Annotated in this window: 15 protein-coding genes; 5 read left to right on the top strand and 10 right to left on the bottom strand. The window is 63.5% G+C overall.

Annotated features, from left to right (window positions below):
• Positions 1-33 precede the first annotated feature (33 nt).
• The 5 genes from NRG23_RS22055 (at position 34) to NRG23_RS22075 (ending at position 3,248) form a co-directional block, all read left to right on the top strand.
• The gene (locus NRG23_RS22055; protein ID WP_101283747.1) at positions 34-732 is read left to right on the top strand and encodes an MOSC domain-containing protein; all 699 of its coding nucleotides are present in this window, start codon (positions 34-36) and stop codon (positions 730-732) included.
• Positions 729-2,012: an aspartate aminotransferase family protein gene (locus NRG23_RS22060; RefSeq protein WP_009051186.1), complete on the top strand. Its 1,284-nt coding sequence runs from the start codon at positions 729-731 to the stop codon at positions 2,010-2,012. Before NRG23_RS22055 ends, NRG23_RS22060 begins: the two co-directional genes overlap by 4 nt.
• A gap of 277 nt (positions 2,013-2,289) precedes the next feature.
• On the top strand, positions 2,290-2,661 hold the full coding sequence (locus tag NRG23_RS22065) for a type II toxin-antitoxin system RelE/ParE family toxin (protein ID WP_257372053.1): 372 nt from the start codon (positions 2,290-2,292) through the stop codon (positions 2,659-2,661).
• Positions 2,639-2,959, top strand: coding sequence for a DNA-binding transcriptional regulator (locus NRG23_RS22070; RefSeq protein WP_257372054.1), 321 nt, complete (start codon positions 2,639-2,641; stop codon positions 2,957-2,959). The genes NRG23_RS22065 and NRG23_RS22070 overlap by 23 nt, the downstream gene beginning before the upstream one ends.
• Positions 2,960-3,089: 130 nt before the next feature.
• Positions 3,090-3,248 carry a YqaE/Pmp3 family membrane protein gene (locus tag NRG23_RS22075; RefSeq protein ID WP_003228885.1) on the top strand — a complete coding sequence of 53 codons (159 nt, stop codon included), beginning with the start codon at positions 3,090-3,092 and terminating at the stop codon, positions 3,246-3,248.
• Between the two features lie 50 nt (positions 3,249-3,298).
• On the opposite strand, the gene NRG23_RS22080 is transcribed toward NRG23_RS22075, so the two are convergent.
• From NRG23_RS22080 to NRG23_RS22125, 10 genes are all read right to left on the bottom strand, one after another.
• Positions 3,299-5,140: a S9 family peptidase gene (locus NRG23_RS22080; protein ID WP_257372055.1), complete on the bottom strand. Its 1,842-nt coding sequence runs from the start codon at positions 5,138-5,140 to the stop codon at positions 3,299-3,301.
• A complete protein-coding gene (gene pqqE, locus NRG23_RS22085; RefSeq protein WP_009051182.1) occupies positions 5,106-6,278 on the bottom strand; it encodes a pyrroloquinoline quinone biosynthesis protein PqqE in 1,173 nt (390 codons plus the stop codon). The genes NRG23_RS22080 and pqqE overlap by 35 nt, the downstream gene beginning before the upstream one ends.
• On the bottom strand, positions 6,250-6,525 hold the full coding sequence (gene pqqD, locus NRG23_RS22090) for a pyrroloquinoline quinone biosynthesis peptide chaperone PqqD (protein WP_028684206.1): 276 nt from the start codon (positions 6,523-6,525) through the stop codon (positions 6,250-6,252). Before pqqD ends, pqqE begins: the two co-directional genes overlap by 29 nt.
• Positions 6,522-7,274, bottom strand: a complete 753-nt coding sequence (gene pqqC, locus NRG23_RS22095) for a pyrroloquinoline-quinone synthase PqqC (protein ID WP_009051180.1) — start codon at positions 7,272-7,274, stop codon at positions 6,522-6,524. Before pqqC ends, pqqD begins: the two co-directional genes overlap by 4 nt.
• Before the next feature lie 136 nt (positions 7,275-7,410).
• A complete protein-coding gene (gene pqqB, locus NRG23_RS22100; protein ID WP_028684207.1) occupies positions 7,411-8,322 on the bottom strand; it encodes a pyrroloquinoline quinone biosynthesis protein PqqB in 912 nt (303 codons plus the stop codon).
• 71 nt (positions 8,323-8,393) lie between these two features.
• A complete protein-coding gene (gene pqqA, locus NRG23_RS22105) occupies positions 8,394-8,468 on the bottom strand; it encodes a pyrroloquinoline quinone precursor peptide PqqA (RefSeq protein WP_009045898.1) in 75 nt (24 codons plus the stop codon).
• 156 nt (positions 8,469-8,624) lie between these two features.
• A complete protein-coding gene (pqqF, locus tag NRG23_RS22110) occupies positions 8,625-11,090 on the bottom strand; it encodes a pyrroloquinoline quinone biosynthesis protein PqqF (RefSeq protein ID WP_257372073.1) in 2,466 nt (821 codons plus the stop codon).
• A gap of 48 nt (positions 11,091-11,138) precedes the next feature.
• Complete coding sequence (locus tag NRG23_RS22115; protein ID WP_009051177.1) at positions 11,139-11,933, bottom strand: carbon-nitrogen hydrolase family protein; 795 nt, start codon at positions 11,931-11,933, stop codon at positions 11,139-11,141.
• 104 nt (positions 11,934-12,037) lie between these two features.
• On the bottom strand, positions 12,038-13,735 hold the full coding sequence (locus NRG23_RS22120) for an NAD(P)/FAD-dependent oxidoreductase (protein ID WP_257372077.1): 1,698 nt from the start codon (positions 13,733-13,735) through the stop codon (positions 12,038-12,040).
• Between the two features lie 182 nt (positions 13,736-13,917).
• Positions 13,918-14,379, bottom strand: coding sequence for an Lrp/AsnC family transcriptional regulator (locus tag NRG23_RS22125; protein WP_009051175.1), 462 nt, complete (start codon positions 14,377-14,379; stop codon positions 13,918-13,920).
• Positions 14,380-14,389 lie beyond the last annotated feature (10 nt).

Consider the following 14,389-nt stretch of genomic DNA (forward strand, 5'->3'; position numbering starts at 1 on the left):
CTATTCACAGGGCTTACAGGGCCAGAAGGCGCGATGAATACCGTTTACGTGGATGGTGTTTACATAGGCAAGGCAAAAAACCTCGGACAGGGTTTGATCAGTGATACGGACAAACGTCCGGTTGCAAACCGACTCTGGTTATGGCCGCAGGGCCTGGGCAGCGACGAACACGGCGACCCGCGGTTTCATACCGGCCCGGAGCGGGCGCTGCACCATTATCCTGCCGAGCACTACCGCTACTGGCGCAAGCGTTATCCACAGATCGACTGGTGCGCCCCGGCCTTTGGCGAAAACCTGTCCACCCACGGCCTGAGCGAAGAGCAGGTCTGCCTGGGCGATATGTTTCGCTGGGGCGGTGCGCTGCTGCAGGTCAGCCAGCCACGCTCGCCCTGTTATCGCCTGAGCCACCGCTGGGGCATCCCCGAGCTGCCACAATTGGCGCAAAACAATGGTCGCTGCGGCTGGTTCTACCGGGTGCTCAAACCCGGCTTCGTCAGTGCCGATCAGCCTTTTGAGCTGATCCAGCGCAGTTATCCGGGGCTGACCGTGGCCTGGGCCCTGCGCTGTTTTTATCGAGAACCTCTGGAGCATGCGGGCTTGAAGAAGCTGGTGGACTGTCCGGCACTGGCGTCGCGTTGGCGCGACATCGCGATCAAGCGCATGCGCACCGGCCTGGTCGAGGATTGGTCTTCGCGCCTGCTGGGCCTGCCGCTGGAAGGGTTGAGCGCATGAACTTGTTCAGCCTGCGTCGCCCTCAGCCAAGCCTCGATGACCTGACGGCCGAGCCCTACCTGTCGCCGATGAGCGACAACCTTTCCAGTGAGTGCCTGATGCCCAGTGTCCAGCGACCCCATCCAGTATTTGTCCGTGGCCAGGGCTCATGGCTGTGGGACAGCGATGATCGCGCCTATCTCGACTTCGTCCAGGGCAACGCCGCCAACAGCCTTGGCCATAGCCCCTCGGTGCTGGTCAAGGCGTTGACGGCTCAGGCCCAGTCGCTGATCAACCCCGGCTCGGGCTTTTACAACCGTGGCATGCTCAACCTCAGCGAACGCTTGTGCCGCAGTACCGGTAGCGACCAGGCCTATCTGTTAAGCAGTGGCAGCGAAGCCTGCGAGGCGGCGATCAAGCTGGCCCGCAAATGGGGCCAGCTGCATCGCGGTGGCGCCTCTAAGATCATCACCGCCAGCGGCAGCTGTCATGGTCGTAGCTTCGCGGCAATGTCGGCGTCGGCCAGCAGCAACATCGCCAACCGCTTCGAGCCACAGCTGGCGGGTTTCAGTCATGTCCCCTTCAACGACCTGCCGGCGTTGCATGCTGCGGTGGACGCGCAGACCGTGGCGATCATGCTCGAGCCGATCCAGGGCGAGGCCGGGGTGATTCCGGCGACCGAGCATTACCTCAAGGGTGTCGAGCGGCTGTGTCGCGAGCTGGGCATCCTGCTGATCCTGGATGAAGTGCAGACCGGCATCGGCCGCTGCGGCACCTTGCTGGCTGAACAGGTCTATGGCGTGCGCGCCGACATCGTTGCCCTGGGCAAAGGCCTTGGCGGCGGCGTGCCCTTGGCGGCCTTGCTGGCGCGTGGCAAGGCCTGCTGCTTCGAGGTGGGAGAGCTGAATGGCACCCATCACGGCAATGCCCTGATGACCGCGGCGGGCATGGCGGTGCTCGATAGCGTGCTGGACAACAGCTTTCTCGAGCATGTGCGGGACAACGGCCAGTATTTGCGCGAAGGGCTGGCCCGCCTGGCTAACCGTTATGCCCAGGGAGAATTGCGCGGGCAGGGCTTGTTCTGGGGGCTGAGCCTGGCCGACGACTCGGCCGAGGCCGTGGTCAAGGCGGCCCGCTACGAAGGTCTGTTGCTGGCCACGACACAGCCGGACTGCCTGCGGTTTACCCCGGCGCTGACGGTGAGCAAGGCGAATATCGACGAAATGCTGCTGCGTCTGGCGCGGGCCTTTTCGCGAGTACGCACAGCGCAGTTGCAATGCCGCAAGGGGCTGGTGGTTTAAAGCCAGCCCTGGGCCCGCCATACCCGATCTTGCCCTGACAGAATTCCTGAACCGTCTCGCGGTATAACGCATCGCCCCGTGTCCGATTTTTCGCACGGGGCGTTTTTTTGTCTCGGGCTTTTGCAAAACCACTAGCAAGTCTTGAAGGCCATCATCCAGAGAGGGTTCCTTAGGCTCATCCGCCAGGACGGTGGGGGCTGCATGGGATGAAAGACCACCGGGCAGCTTGGGTTGAACCTATATACCACTGAGTGGTATGTTTTTGGGAAAGGAAGCCATGACCATCCGGTTGTTCAAAACCAAAGGTTTTGCTGTCGCGGCGAAAAAGGCCTTGATTCATGACAATGAGCTGTTGGCCGCATTCAGCGAGTTATGCCGTGGCCAGGCTGATGACCTCGGTGGTGGGGTCTGGAAAAAACGCCTGAACGCCAACCTCCATCGTTCGATCGTCCTGGCCAGGGGCCGACGCTACTGGGTGTTCCAGTTCCTGTTCGCCAAGCAGGACCAGAGCAATATCAGCCACCAGGAGCTGCAGGCGTTCCGTGCGCTGGCCAAGGCTTACGAAGGGCTGGATGGCTGGCAGATCCAGCAGCTACTCGAGATGAAAGCGTTTGTGGAGATCAGACATGAGCAAGCCATTCAAGACTGAAGCCCTTGAGTCGATACACGAGTCGGCCAGTGTCCTGCACGCCATCGGCGCCATTGGCAAAACCACCATGCGCCAGTTCGATGAGGCCTGTATCGCGCCAGTGCCGGCGAGCATTCCCGCGGAGCAGATCAAGCTGCTGCGCGAGCGTAGCAATGTCAGCCAGCCGGTCTTTGCCCGTTACCTGAACACCAGCGCGTCCACGGTGAAACAGTGGGAGTCCGGCGAGAAACACCCGAGCGGGATGGCGCTCAAGCTGCTGAGCATCGTGCAGAAACATGGCCTTGAGATACTGGCGTGAGCCGGTACTGAAACACCGGCTGCCTGAGGATAAAACTGGCCCTTGGCCAGAATCGACTGAACCCTGCCAAACGCCATGGGTCGATTAGCTGTGAGGCTCGTACGAGTCGATTTCTATCAGGAGCTGCCCCATGGACTTTATCCGCATCATCATCGCCATTCTGTTGCCGCCATTGGGAGTGTTTCTGCAAGTGGGGTTCGGCGGTGCGTTCTGGCTGAATATCCTGCTGACCCTGTGCGGCTACATCCCGGGCATCGTGCATGCGGTGTACATCATCGCCAAGCGCTGAGCCTGGCGCCTGCTCCTGCACAGGAGCAGGCTTGTCCCCTTGGGCGCCGACTACTGCGGTGTGCCCGTCAACTCCATTACCCGTCGATAAAACAGCCATTCCTGTTCCAGGGCGTGGGCCTGATTGGCGGCCTTGCGAAAGCCATGGCGTTCATCCGGGTAATAGTGCGCTTCGGCCGCAATGCCGTTGTCCTGCAAGGCCTTGAGCATGTCCCGGGTCTGTTGGGGCACCACCACGGCGTCGAGTTCGCCCTGGAAGAAAACCACCGGTACGCGGATATTGCCGGCATGCAACAGCGGGGTGCGGGCCTTGTAGCGTTCGGCATCCTGTTCGGGGTCGCCGATCAGCCAGTCCAGGTAGTCGCCTTCGAACTTGTGGGTGGCTCGCCCCAGGGCGACCGGGTCGCTGACGCCATACAGGCTGGCGCCGGCACGGAACACATCGGCAAAGGCCAGCGCGCAAAGGGTGGTGTAGCCGCCGGCACTGCCACCGCGGATGAACGCCCGGTCACCATCGATCAGGCCTTGTCGGGCCAGATAGGCGACCACCGCACTAGCGTCCTGCACATCCACCTCGCCCCAGCTCAGGTGCAGGGCTTGCCGGTACTCGCGGCCATAACCGCTGCTGCCGCGGTAGTTCAGGTCGGCCACGGCGAAGCCCCGTTGCGCCCAGTACTGGATGCGCGGGTCGAGTATCGGGTAACAGGCCGAGGTCGGGCCGCCGTGGATGAACACCACCAGCGGCGGCCGGTCGTCATCGCTCATGGCCGGGTAGAAAAAGCCGTGGGCCTCGCCCTGGCCGCTGGGATAGCGCAGGGTTTGCGGACGGCTGATCTGCTCGGGCGGCAGCGGCGCCACACCGCCTGCCAGGACGGTGACCCGCTGCGACTGACGATCGATGGCAACCACCGCAGACGGGCTGACAGGTGAAGCCGCGACGCAATAGATAAACCGCTCATCCAGCGCCAGGTTGCGGAAGCGACTGTAGTCACCGCTGAAGTCCTGCAGTGAACCCTCGGCCAGGCGCAACCCCAGGCGACCGAAGCCGCCTTGCGTCCAGGTGCCCAGCCAGCTGTCGCCACCCAGCGGCAGCCAGGTGCAGCCGCCCAATTGCCAGGGGGCCGGGGCGTGATCGGCAGCGGCGCAAGACAGCGCTTGCAGGCCGTTGGGCGTTTCACCCCAGGGTTGCCAGAACCCGGCGCGGTCGGTCAGGCAATACAGGCGGCCGGCTTCATCGAAGCGTGGTTGTTGCAGCGACTCCTCTGCACCGTCGCCAGCCAGGCACTGTGGGTCATCCCAACGGCCATTGGCCAGGCGCGCGGCGACCATCAGGCGGGTCGAGGTCCAGGGCTGATGCGGTCGGTCCCATTCGATCCAGGCCAGGCGCTGACCGTCCGGGCTCAAGGTGGGAGCGGCATAGAAATCCGCCCCTTCGGCCAGCAGTTGGCGTTTGCCGTTATCGGAGTCGATGGCCACCAGGCGATGCCGGTTGTTGTGTTCTTCCACTGCCAGCACCTGGCCGGCGGCGAACTGCAGGTCGCCATAACGGCACTCGCCGGAGGTCAGGGCTATCGGCGTTTCGCCTTGCAGCGACTGTCGGTAGAGCTGCTGATCCGCTTCGTTGACGAACACCAGCCCGTCATCGCTCAGGCAAAAGGCGCCGCCGCCATATTCGTAGACCCGGCTGCGCACGCTGAAACCTTGCGGCGTCAGGCAGCGGGCCTGGTTGTCGCGCCAGTGCCAGATCCGGCAGGCGGCATCTTCGGGACGGTATTCGTTCCAGAACAGGCCGTTGGCGCCGAGCCGCAGTTCGGCGAAATCGATGCCGGCGGTGACGGCTTGGGCGGCGCTGAAGGATTCAGCCTTTGGCGATGAGGCGCGAGTTTCGTTCATTACGGAAGGCCAGTTGCTCGATGGTCTGGGTGGCGTGCTCGGCTTCTTCGCGGGCCTTGAGGATCACGCCGTGATGGGGCGACTTGCTGCACACCGGGTCGGCATTGCTGGCGTCGCCCGTGAGCATGAAGGCCTGGCAGCGGCAGCCGCCGAAGTCCTTTTCCTTTTCATCGCAGGAGCGGCACGGTTCGGGCATCCAGTCATAGCCGCGGAAGCGGTTGAAGCCAAAGGAGTCGTACCAGATGTGTTGCATGCTGTGGTCGCGCACATTGGGGAACTGCACGGGCATCTGCCGGGCGCCGTGGCAGGGCAGGGCGGTGCCGTCCGGGGTGACCGTGAGGAAGATGCTGCCCCAGCCGTTCATGCAGGCTTTCGGGCGTTCCTCGTAATAATCCGGGGTGACGAAAATCAGTTTGCACGGATGCCCTTCGGCTTCCAGCCTGGCGCGGTATTCGTTGGTGATGCGTTCGGCGCGTACCAGTTGTTCCTTGGTCGGCAACAGGCCGACGCGGTTGAGCTGGGCCCAGCCGTAGAACTGGCAGGTGGCGAGCTCGACGAAGTCGGCTTCCAGGGCGATGCACAGCTCGATGATGCGGTCGATCCGGTCGATGTTGTGCCGGTGGGTGACGAAGTTCAGCACCATCGGGTAGCCGTGGGCTTTCACCGCCCGGGCCATTTCCAGCTTCTGGGCGAAGGCTTTTTTCGAGCCGGCCAGCAGGTTGTTCACCTGCTCGTCGCTGGCCTGGAAACTGATCTGGATATGGTCGAGCCCGGCCTTCTTGAAGTCGCTGATCTTCTGCTCGGTCAGGCCAATGCCGGAGGTGATCAGGTTGGTATAGAACCCCAGCTTGCGCGCCTCGCCGATCAGTTCGGCGAGGTCCTGGCGCACCAGTGGCTCGCCACCGGAAAAGCCCAACTGCGCGGCGCCCATTTCCCGGGCTTCGCGAAACACCTTGAGCCACTGCTCGGTGCTCAGCTCCTTGCCCTGCTCGGCGAAATCCAGCGGGTTGGAGCAATACGGGCATTGCAGCGGGCAGCGGTACGTCAGTTCGGCCAGCAGCCACAGCGGCAGGCCGACTTCCGGCTTGGGCGGTATCGGCGCTGGCGAATCAGCCAAGTTCGATCCAGTGCTGTGCACGGGCGACCTCCATGAATTGCTCGATGTCGTCACCGAGTTCGGGCACGTCGGGGAACTGGACTTCCAGTGCCTGGATGATCGCCGCGACATCCCGTTCGCCGTCGATCAACCCGCCGATCAGCGCGGCGCTCTCGTTGAGCTTGATCATGCCTTCAGGGTAGAGCAGTACATGGCCCTTCTGCGCCGGTTCGTACTGGAAGCGGTAGCCGGGGCGCCAGGTCGGGGTCTTGCTGCGATCGAAGCTCATAGGGTGATTCCTTTATGCCAGACCCGTTGTGCGGTGACGCTGTGGTACGGCGGGCGATTGAGTTCATAGGCCATGCTCATGGCGTCGAGCATGCTCCAAAGGATGTCCAGTTTGAACTGGAGAATTTCCAGCATGCGCTCCTGGCCGGCGCGGGTGGTGTAGTGCTGCAGGGTGATCGCCAGGCCGTGTTCGACATCGCGCCGCGCCTGGCCCAGGCGCGTGCGGAAGTATTCATAGCCGGCCGGGTCGATCCACGGGTAATGCTGGGGCCAGCTGTCGAGACGCGACTGATGGATCTGCGGTGCGAACAGCTCGGTCAGCGAGCTGCTGGCGGCTTCCTGCCAGCTGGCGCGGCGGGCGAAGTTGACGTAGGCGTCGACGGCGAAACGCACGCCCGGCAGCACCAGTTCTTGCGAGCGCAGTTGGTCCGGATCGAGACCGACCGCTTGCCCCAGGCGCAACCAGGCCTCGATGCCACCGTCTTCGCCGGGGGCGCCGTCGTGGTCCAACAGGCGCTGAATCCACTCGCGACGAATTTCCCGGTCCGGGCAGTTGGCGAGGATCGCCGCGTCCTTGAGCGGGATGTTCACCTGGTAGTAGAAGCGGTTGGCGACCCAGCCCTGGATCTGCTCGCGGGTCGCCCGGCCTTGGTACATCGCCACATGGTACGGATGGTGGATGTGGTAGTAGGCGCCCTTGGCCCGCAGGGCCTGCTCGAATTCGGCGGGGGACATTGCTGTGTCAGTCATTGCGGTTCTCCGGGGAACAACCGTGGATAGTGTTGCCTGATCTGGCCTCATCGCGGGCAAGCCTCGCTCCTACGGACAGCGCTACCTGTAGGAGCGAGCGGGCGGCGATCCGACTTGCCCGTAATAGCTCCTGTGGTTACAGCTCGATACTCATGCCGTCGTAAGCCACTTCAACGTTACGCCGCGCCAGCTCCGCACGTTCGGCGGAGTCCTCGTCGAGGATCGGGTTGGTGTTGTTGATGTGGATAAGAATCTTGCGCTGCTCCGGCAGTTGCTCCAGCACTTCCAGCATGCCGCCGGGGCCGTTCTGCGCCAGGTGGCCCATTTCCCGCCCGGTCCGGGTGCCGACGCCGCGGCGCTGCATCTCGTCGTCTTCCCACAGGGTGCCGTCCACCAGCAGGCAGTCGCTGCCGTTCATGATTTCCAGCAGCGCTGCATCGACCTTGCCCAGTCCAGGGGCGTAGAACAATTTGCCGCCGGTACGCAGGTCTTCGACGATCAGGCCGATGTTATCGCCCGGGTGCGGGTCGAAGCGATGGGGCGAATAGGGCGGCGCGGCGCTGCGCAATGGCAGCGGGCTGAAGCGCAGGTTCGGGCAGGCCGGGATGGTGAAGCTCTGGTCGAGTTCGATGCGGTTCCAGCTCAGCCCGCCGTTCCAGTGGGTGAGCATGGTGAACAGCGGGAAACCGCTGCTGAGGTCTTCATGGACCATGTCGGTGCACCAGACCTGATGCGGGCAGCCTTCGCGCAGGCTGAGCAGGCCGGTGGTGTGGTCGATCTGGCTGTCCATCAGGATGATCGCGCTGATCCCGGTGTCGCGCAGGGCGCGGCCCGGTTGCATCGGGGCGAAGCTCTGGAGCTGGGCGCGGATGTCCGGCGAGGCGTTGCACAGGACCCAGTTCACGCCGTCATCGGAAATGGCGATGGACGATTGGGTGCGAGCCTTTGCCCGCAGGCTGCCGTCGCGAAAGCCCGCGCAGTTCGCGCAGTTGCAGTTCCACTGCGGAAAACCGCCACCGGCGGCGGAACCTAGAATCTGGACAAACATGGCCGCTCCATCAGGTTAAAGCTGAAAATAAAAACGCCCCGGCGAGCCGAGGCGTTGCACTGCGCAAGCAATCAACGGCTGGCGAAGTACATGGTGACTTCAAAGCCGATACGCAGGTCGGTGTAAGCAGGTTTGGACCAGGACATAGAGGTGCTCCTTCAGGTGGGTGGGACGGTTGAGATCTATACATATAGTCCACCTCCAACCGGAGATGTTCAGATGCTTAGGGGGCTATCTTACTAAATTCCCCCTGGGGAATGACCGTATTTGTTGAAGAAAGCTCGTTGCAGCCAGGGTAACGATCATTTTCCCGCTTGCCAGGGTTCGCCCGGACAGGCACCGCTTGCCAGGCAGCGCCAGCCGCCTTGCGCCTGCTGCAACTGTTCGGCTGCGAGCAACAGCTGTGGCCGGGTCGCCGCCATCATCTCCTGTTGCAATTGCTCCAGGTAATCCGACGGATGGCCGGCCAGTCGCCCCTGCCAGAGCAGCTCGGCCAGTTGCGCCACGGGCAATGCACGGGCATCGAACTGGGCGGCGAGGTTAGCTTTCAGATCGTCCAGTGAGCTGTCATCCAGTGCTTCGATCAACTCGGGCAACCGCGCCAGGAACGTCCGGATATGCTCGATGATTTCGCTCAGCGAAGCGCTGGGCGATTGCACGCCGAACAGCAGCCCGGTCTGGCCGTTGATCTGTCGCACGCCGCTGAACACCGCATAACCCAGTTGCAACTCGACCCGCAGGCGCTGATAGAACGGCATCTGGCCAAGTTGCCCCAGCAGCCGCCAGCGGGCTTCCTGCTGAAGGGTGCTGCCCGGTGCCGGGCAGAACAGCAGCAGGGCCTGCTCGCCGGAGCCGGTTGCGAGCTCATGCCAGTGCTGCTGCGCGGCTATCGAGGGCGGGGCTGAAAGCTGGCTGTCGGCGGTCCCGGGAGCTTTGCCCAATACCGCACCGATCGCACCTTGAGCATGGCCCAGGCCGATGGCAAGGCCGTCCCAGCGGGCGTCCTCCCACAGCGTTTGCCAGCCTTGTTCATCCAGTGGATGCGGCGCCTGGGAGGCGGGTATGTCCAGGCAGCGCTCGGGCAGCTCCTGGAGCAATTGGCGGATCGGCAACAGCGGCGTGGGAGCCGCCGGGGACATTTGCCAGAACGCCGCGCCGGGTTGGCTCAGTTCCAGCAGAGCCTGTTGGAGCATGGCCGGCATCGGCTCGGGAAGCCCTTTCAGCGTCAACAGACACTGGTTGCCCGAGACGCCGAAGGACAACTCGACGCCTGCTTGTAGTCCGTCGTCCCGCAGGTTGTGCAGGTGGCTTTGCAAGCGGCTGCGCAGCTCCTGCGGCAACCGGCTTTGCAGGCGCCAGCGCAAGTACAGGGCGGCTTCGCCGGTATCGTCGGCGATGGCTTGGCTGAAGGTCATCGCCGAGGATTCGCGACGCTGCCGCAAGCGGTCCTGGGCGAAGGTCCGCAAGCCACGGTGGGCGCTGGTTTGCCCGCGAATCAGGCCGGCCCGGGCGGCTGGCGCCGAGCTGCGCAGGAACGGATTGGGTGCAGGCAGTTGCCAGTGGATACCGCTGCTGGCGGCCTGCGGGGTTTGAAGTTGCGACAGCAAGGCCTTGAGGGCCGTGACGCCGAGGTCGGACAGTTGTGGTTCCAGCTGCTCGTTGTTCAGTCTTGCCAGCGCCAGTGCGCTGGCCACCTGGCGCTTGCGTTGTTGCAGCAGGGCGTACTCGTCGCGCAATGCTGGCCAGTCGTCCTGGCTGCTGAAAAAGGCCAGCCAATCGAAGAACAACTCACTCACCTGCTCCGGCTGTTGGGCGCTTTGCTCGGTCAAGTCGAACTGGATATGCAGCAGCGCCTGACTGGCGAAGTGATACAGCGGCGCGGCCTTCAACCCCTCGGCCAGCTTGCGTTCCTTGAGCGTGGCCAGCAGCCCGCCGGGTTTGCCGGAGGCCAGCCAGGTGCAGAGAAAATCCAGCGCTTCGCGGGCGGCCGTGGGCAGTTGCTCGCAGGCGAACAGCAGATTCAGGTGGTTCCCTTCGAGCTGCTGATAATGCTGCTGCGCAGATGTCAGCAAGGGTACTGGGGCGTCTTGCGGCTGCGCCTCAGCGATGGCGAGGACCGCGCCAAAACGCTCTGCCAGGGCCTTCAATTCTTCCAGCGACTGTGGGCCGGCCAGGCTCAGGGACATTTGCCCACTGTGGTAGTGAGCCTGATAGAAGGCCTGCAGCGCCTGCTGAAACGCCGGGCGCGGCACGTTGAGGCTGTAGCGATTGCCGGCATGGAACGCCCGCAGCGGGTGTTCCGCCGACAGGCCGTCGAGCAAGGCGAACTGCCGTTGCGCCGCGGTATCCCGCGACCAGGCGATGAACTCCGCATGCAGCACTTCGCGCTCGCGTATCTGGTCTTCCTGGCTCATGCGCGGGTGGGCGAGCATGTCGGCCAGGCGCTCCAGCCCGGCGGCGAAATCCGCGGGGGGCAGTTCGAAGAAAAAGTCGGTGTGGCGTTCGCCGGTGCTGGCGTTCACCTGGCCGCCGTGGCGTTGCACATAGGCCATCAGGCCTTGTTCCGCGGGAAAACGCTCGGTGCCGAGAAACAGCAAGTGTTCAAGAAAGTGCGCCAGCCCGGGCCAGGCCAGCGGTACGTCGTGACTGCCGGCCGAGACCCGCAGGGCCGCCGCGCAGCGCTTCAATCGAGGGACGTGGTGCAGTGAAACCCGCAGGCCGTTGGCCAGGGTTTCCTGATGAGGCAGGGGGTGGTTCAGCGCGGGCATGAGCACTTCCAGAACAGTGAAGCGCCCATGCTAGCGGATAACCCCGGATCAGCGCTTGTTCAGGTCGTCGTAAAGCTCCGGGCGCCGGTCATGGAAGTAGCGATTGGCGGCGCGCGAGTCGAGCATCAACTGGCGGTCCAGCGTGCCGGTTATCAGGGCTTCATCCAGCCCGGCGAGGGCAATCCGCTGGCCGTCGGGGGCGGCGATGCTGCTCTGGCCGCAGTAGTGGATCTCGTCTTCGTGGCCGCAGTAGTTGGCGTAGGCCACATAACATTGGTTTTCGAAGGCACGCGAACGCACGGTGACATCGGCGATGAAGTCGTAGGGCAGCATGTTGGCGGTGGGCACCAGAATCAGCTCGGCCCCGGCCAGTGCCAGGCGCCTGGCATTCTCCGGGAACTCGATGTCGTAGCAGATCAGGAAACCGAGCTTCCAGCCATTGAGTTCCACCAGGGGGAAATCGTCCGGGCCGGCGCTGAACATCGAGCGGTCGAGATCGCCGAACAGGTGAGTCTTGCGGTAGTTGCACAGGCGCTGGCCGTTGCTGTCGATCAGTTGCACGGCGTTGTAGATCTGGCCGTCGTCGGCGCGCTCCGGGTAGCCATACAGGATCGCGATGCGCGCCGACTGGGCGACGTTGGCGATGTATTGCGCCGACGGGCCATCCTGGGCCTCGGCCAGCGCGCCCACCGCCTCTACGCCGATGTTGTAGCCGCTGAGGAACATCTCCGGCAGCACCAGCAGGTCGGCGCCGGAAGCTTCCACGGCGATTTTCTGCAGGCGTTGCAGGTTGCCGGCGACATCCAGCGGTTGTGGGGCACATTGATAAAGCGCTACACGCATGGTGATGACTCCTCTGTGCGCTGGACTGTCACTGTAGCCGTTGCCGCGGGCTGTTCAAAAGCCATGAGTGTTGCGCTCGATCGCAGCCCGCGGTGGCTACAGGTTCAGTCGGCCAGGGCGATGGGGCCGATTTCGTGGAACACGTCGCCCGGTCCCGGGTTCTCGGCGTGGGTCTGCCCGCCGAAGTGCTTCATGATGCCCCAGACCGCGTTGAGCGAGGTCTGGACCGCGCCCTCGACCCAGGCCGGGGTCCAGGACACATCGTCGCCGGCGATGAAGATGCCGCGCTGTTCGGCGGGCAAGTCGTCCTGCATGAAGTGCGCGTACATGCGCTGGTTGTAGCGGTAGTGGCCGGGCAGCGCACCCTTGAATGCACCGAGGAAGTGCGGATCAGCTTCCCAGGACACGGTGATCGGGTCGCCGATGATGCGCCCGGCGATATCGACTTTCGGGTAGATCTTCTTAAGGGCGTCGAGGGCCAGCTTGACCCGTTTTTCCACTGGGTGCGGCAGCATCTTCAGGGCGTCGCTCATCCACGAATAGGACAGGCAGATGACCCCCGGCTTGTCGTCGCCGTTGTCGAACTTGCCGTTATCAAAAAGGTACGTGCCGCGGGTCAGGCGGTCGGTGAGGGTCATGCTCATCAGGTCGCGACCGGTTTCCGGATCCTTGTCCTTCCAGAACGGCCGGTCGACCATGACGAAGGTCTTCGACGACTGCATGTAGCGGGTACGGTCCAGGGCCATCCACATCTTCTGCGAGAACAGCGATTCTTCGCATTCGATCTGGGTGGTCAGCAGCCAGCTCTGGCAGGTGGTCAGCACCGCCGCGTATTCGCGGGTATCGCCCCAGTTGTCGGTGACACTGAAGCGGCCATCGGCGGCCCGGGCGATACGTTTCACCCCGGGACGCGGCGCGCCATGGTGCAGCGAACTGAGGCTGGTGCCTTGCGGCCAGTGGGCGCAGCGCTCCGGCACATGGCGCCAGATGCCCAGCGGCACCTGCTCCACGCCGCCGACCACCAGGTGCTGGTGATCGTCGCAGTTGGTCATTACCACGCGGAAGATTTCCAGCATCGAGTTGGGGAAGTCCGAATCCCAGCCGCCGGTGCCGAAGCCGACCTGGCCGAACACTTCGCGGTGATGGAACGACAGCTTGGCGAAGGCTTTCGAGGTGGCGACGAAGTCATAGAAGGTGCGGTCGTCCCACAGCGGTACCAGGGTGTTCCACAGTTCCTTGAGGCGCGGCACGTCGCGCTCGCGAATGGCCTGCTGGATTTCGCTGAAGCGCGAACCGTCTTCCAGGGCATCGGCCCAGGCGTCGGCCACTTCCTGGAACAGCGCCGGCAGGTCGGCGAGCTTCTGTGCGTAGTGAGTCTGGCCTTCGAGGTCGATCACGGTACTGCCGGAAGCCGGCGTCAGCGGGTTGGGAAAGGGTTTGGTCTCCAGACCCAGCTTGTCGACGTAGTGATAGAAGGCCGTAGAGGACACCGGAAAGCGCATGCCGCCCAGCTCGGCGATGATCCCTTCGGCGCCTTCGAATGCCTGGGAGCGCAGCCGGCCACCCATTTTCGACGCTTCGTACACCACCGGCTTGAGGCCCAGTTTCATCAGCTCGTAGGCCGCCACCAGCCCGGCGATACCGGCCCCGACAATCGCCACTTCGGCGCCATGGTTGACCTTGGGAATGCTGCCCAGGCCGGCCGGGTGTTCGATCCAGTCGTCGAAGGCGAACGGGAAGTCCGGGCCGAAAATGGTGATGGGTTTCTTACCGTCTGCAGGATGGCGATTGTTCTTGTTCATGGCTGACCTTGCTGGCGACTCGAGCAGAGCGCTGAGTATAGGAAAAGATGGCTGCCATTCTAGGGAGCGTTGCGCACGTTAATAAGACGCAAAGTGTCGTCGTTTTGAATGATGAGCAATCAATATGACGATTTATCTTTGCAGATTGACGAGTTTCGCATGTCGCAGCGAGGGCAGGCCCTTCAGACGGGGTGTCCACGGTCGATCTTGCTGCTGAGGATGATCGAGGTGGTGGTCTTTTCCACGCCGTCGACGCTGCCGATCTGGTCGAGCAACTGGTCGAGCTGTTCCGGCGAGTCGGTGCGCAGCCAGGCGACATAGTCGAATTCCCCACTTACCGCGCAGAGCTGCTGGACCTGGGCCATGGCGCTCAGGCGCCGCAGTACCTCCTTGCCGGAGCGCGGCTGGACCTTGATCCCCACGTAAGCCTGCAAGCCGCCATCAATGACCCGCTGACCCAGGCGCACGCCATAACCGGTAATCACCCGCGCCTTTTCCAGCCGCGCCAGGCGCGAGGTCACAGTGGTACGGGCGATCCCCAGCTGCCTGGCGAGCATGGCCACGCTTTCGCGGGCATTGATCTGCAGGGCCGCGATCAGTTGGCGGTCGATTTCGTCGAGGACGGGAGGGCGGCTGTCAGACAAGGTGAACTCC

The organism is Pseudomonas sp. T8, assembly GCF_024610635.1.
Taxonomy (GTDB): Bacteria; Pseudomonadota; Gammaproteobacteria; order Pseudomonadales; family Pseudomonadaceae; genus Aquipseudomonas; species Aquipseudomonas chlororaphis_I.

Excerpts from the sequence above, each read along its gene's own strand:
- NRG23_RS22120 (WP_257372077.1), bottom strand. The coding sequence starts at position 13,735 with ATGAACAAGAACAATCGCCATCCTGCAGACGGTAAGAAACCCATCACC.
- pqqB (WP_028684207.1), bottom strand. The coding sequence starts at position 8,322 with ATGTTTGTCCAGATTCTAGGTTCCGCCGCCGGTGGCGGTTTTCCGCAG.
- NRG23_RS22055 (WP_101283747.1), top strand. The coding sequence starts at position 34 with ATGAATACCGTTTACGTGGATGGTGTTTACATAGGCAAGGCAAAAAAC.
- pqqF (WP_257372073.1), bottom strand. The coding sequence starts at position 11,090 with ATGCCCGCGCTGAACCACCCCCTGCCTCATCAGGAAACCCTGGCCAAC.
- pqqC (WP_009051180.1), bottom strand. The coding sequence starts at position 7,274 with ATGACTGACACAGCAATGTCCCCCGCCGAATTCGAGCAGGCCCTGCGG.
- pqqD (WP_028684206.1), bottom strand. The coding sequence starts at position 6,525 with ATGAGCTTCGATCGCAGCAAGACCCCGACCTGGCGCCCCGGCTACCGC.
- NRG23_RS22080 (WP_257372055.1), bottom strand. The coding sequence starts at position 5,140 with ATGAACGAAACTCGCGCCTCATCGCCAAAGGCTGAATCCTTCAGCGCC.
- NRG23_RS22065 (WP_257372053.1), top strand. The coding sequence starts at position 2,290 with ATGACCATCCGGTTGTTCAAAACCAAAGGTTTTGCTGTCGCGGCGAAA.
- NRG23_RS22060 (WP_009051186.1), top strand. The coding sequence starts at position 729 with ATGAACTTGTTCAGCCTGCGTCGCCCTCAGCCAAGCCTCGATGACCTG.
- NRG23_RS22075 (WP_003228885.1), top strand. The coding sequence starts at position 3,090 with ATGGACTTTATCCGCATCATCATCGCCATTCTGTTGCCGCCATTGGGA.
- NRG23_RS22070 (WP_257372054.1), top strand. The coding sequence starts at position 2,639 with ATGAGCAAGCCATTCAAGACTGAAGCCCTTGAGTCGATACACGAGTCG.
- NRG23_RS22115 (WP_009051177.1), bottom strand. The coding sequence starts at position 11,933 with ATGCGTGTAGCGCTTTATCAATGTGCCCCACAACCGCTGGATGTCGCC.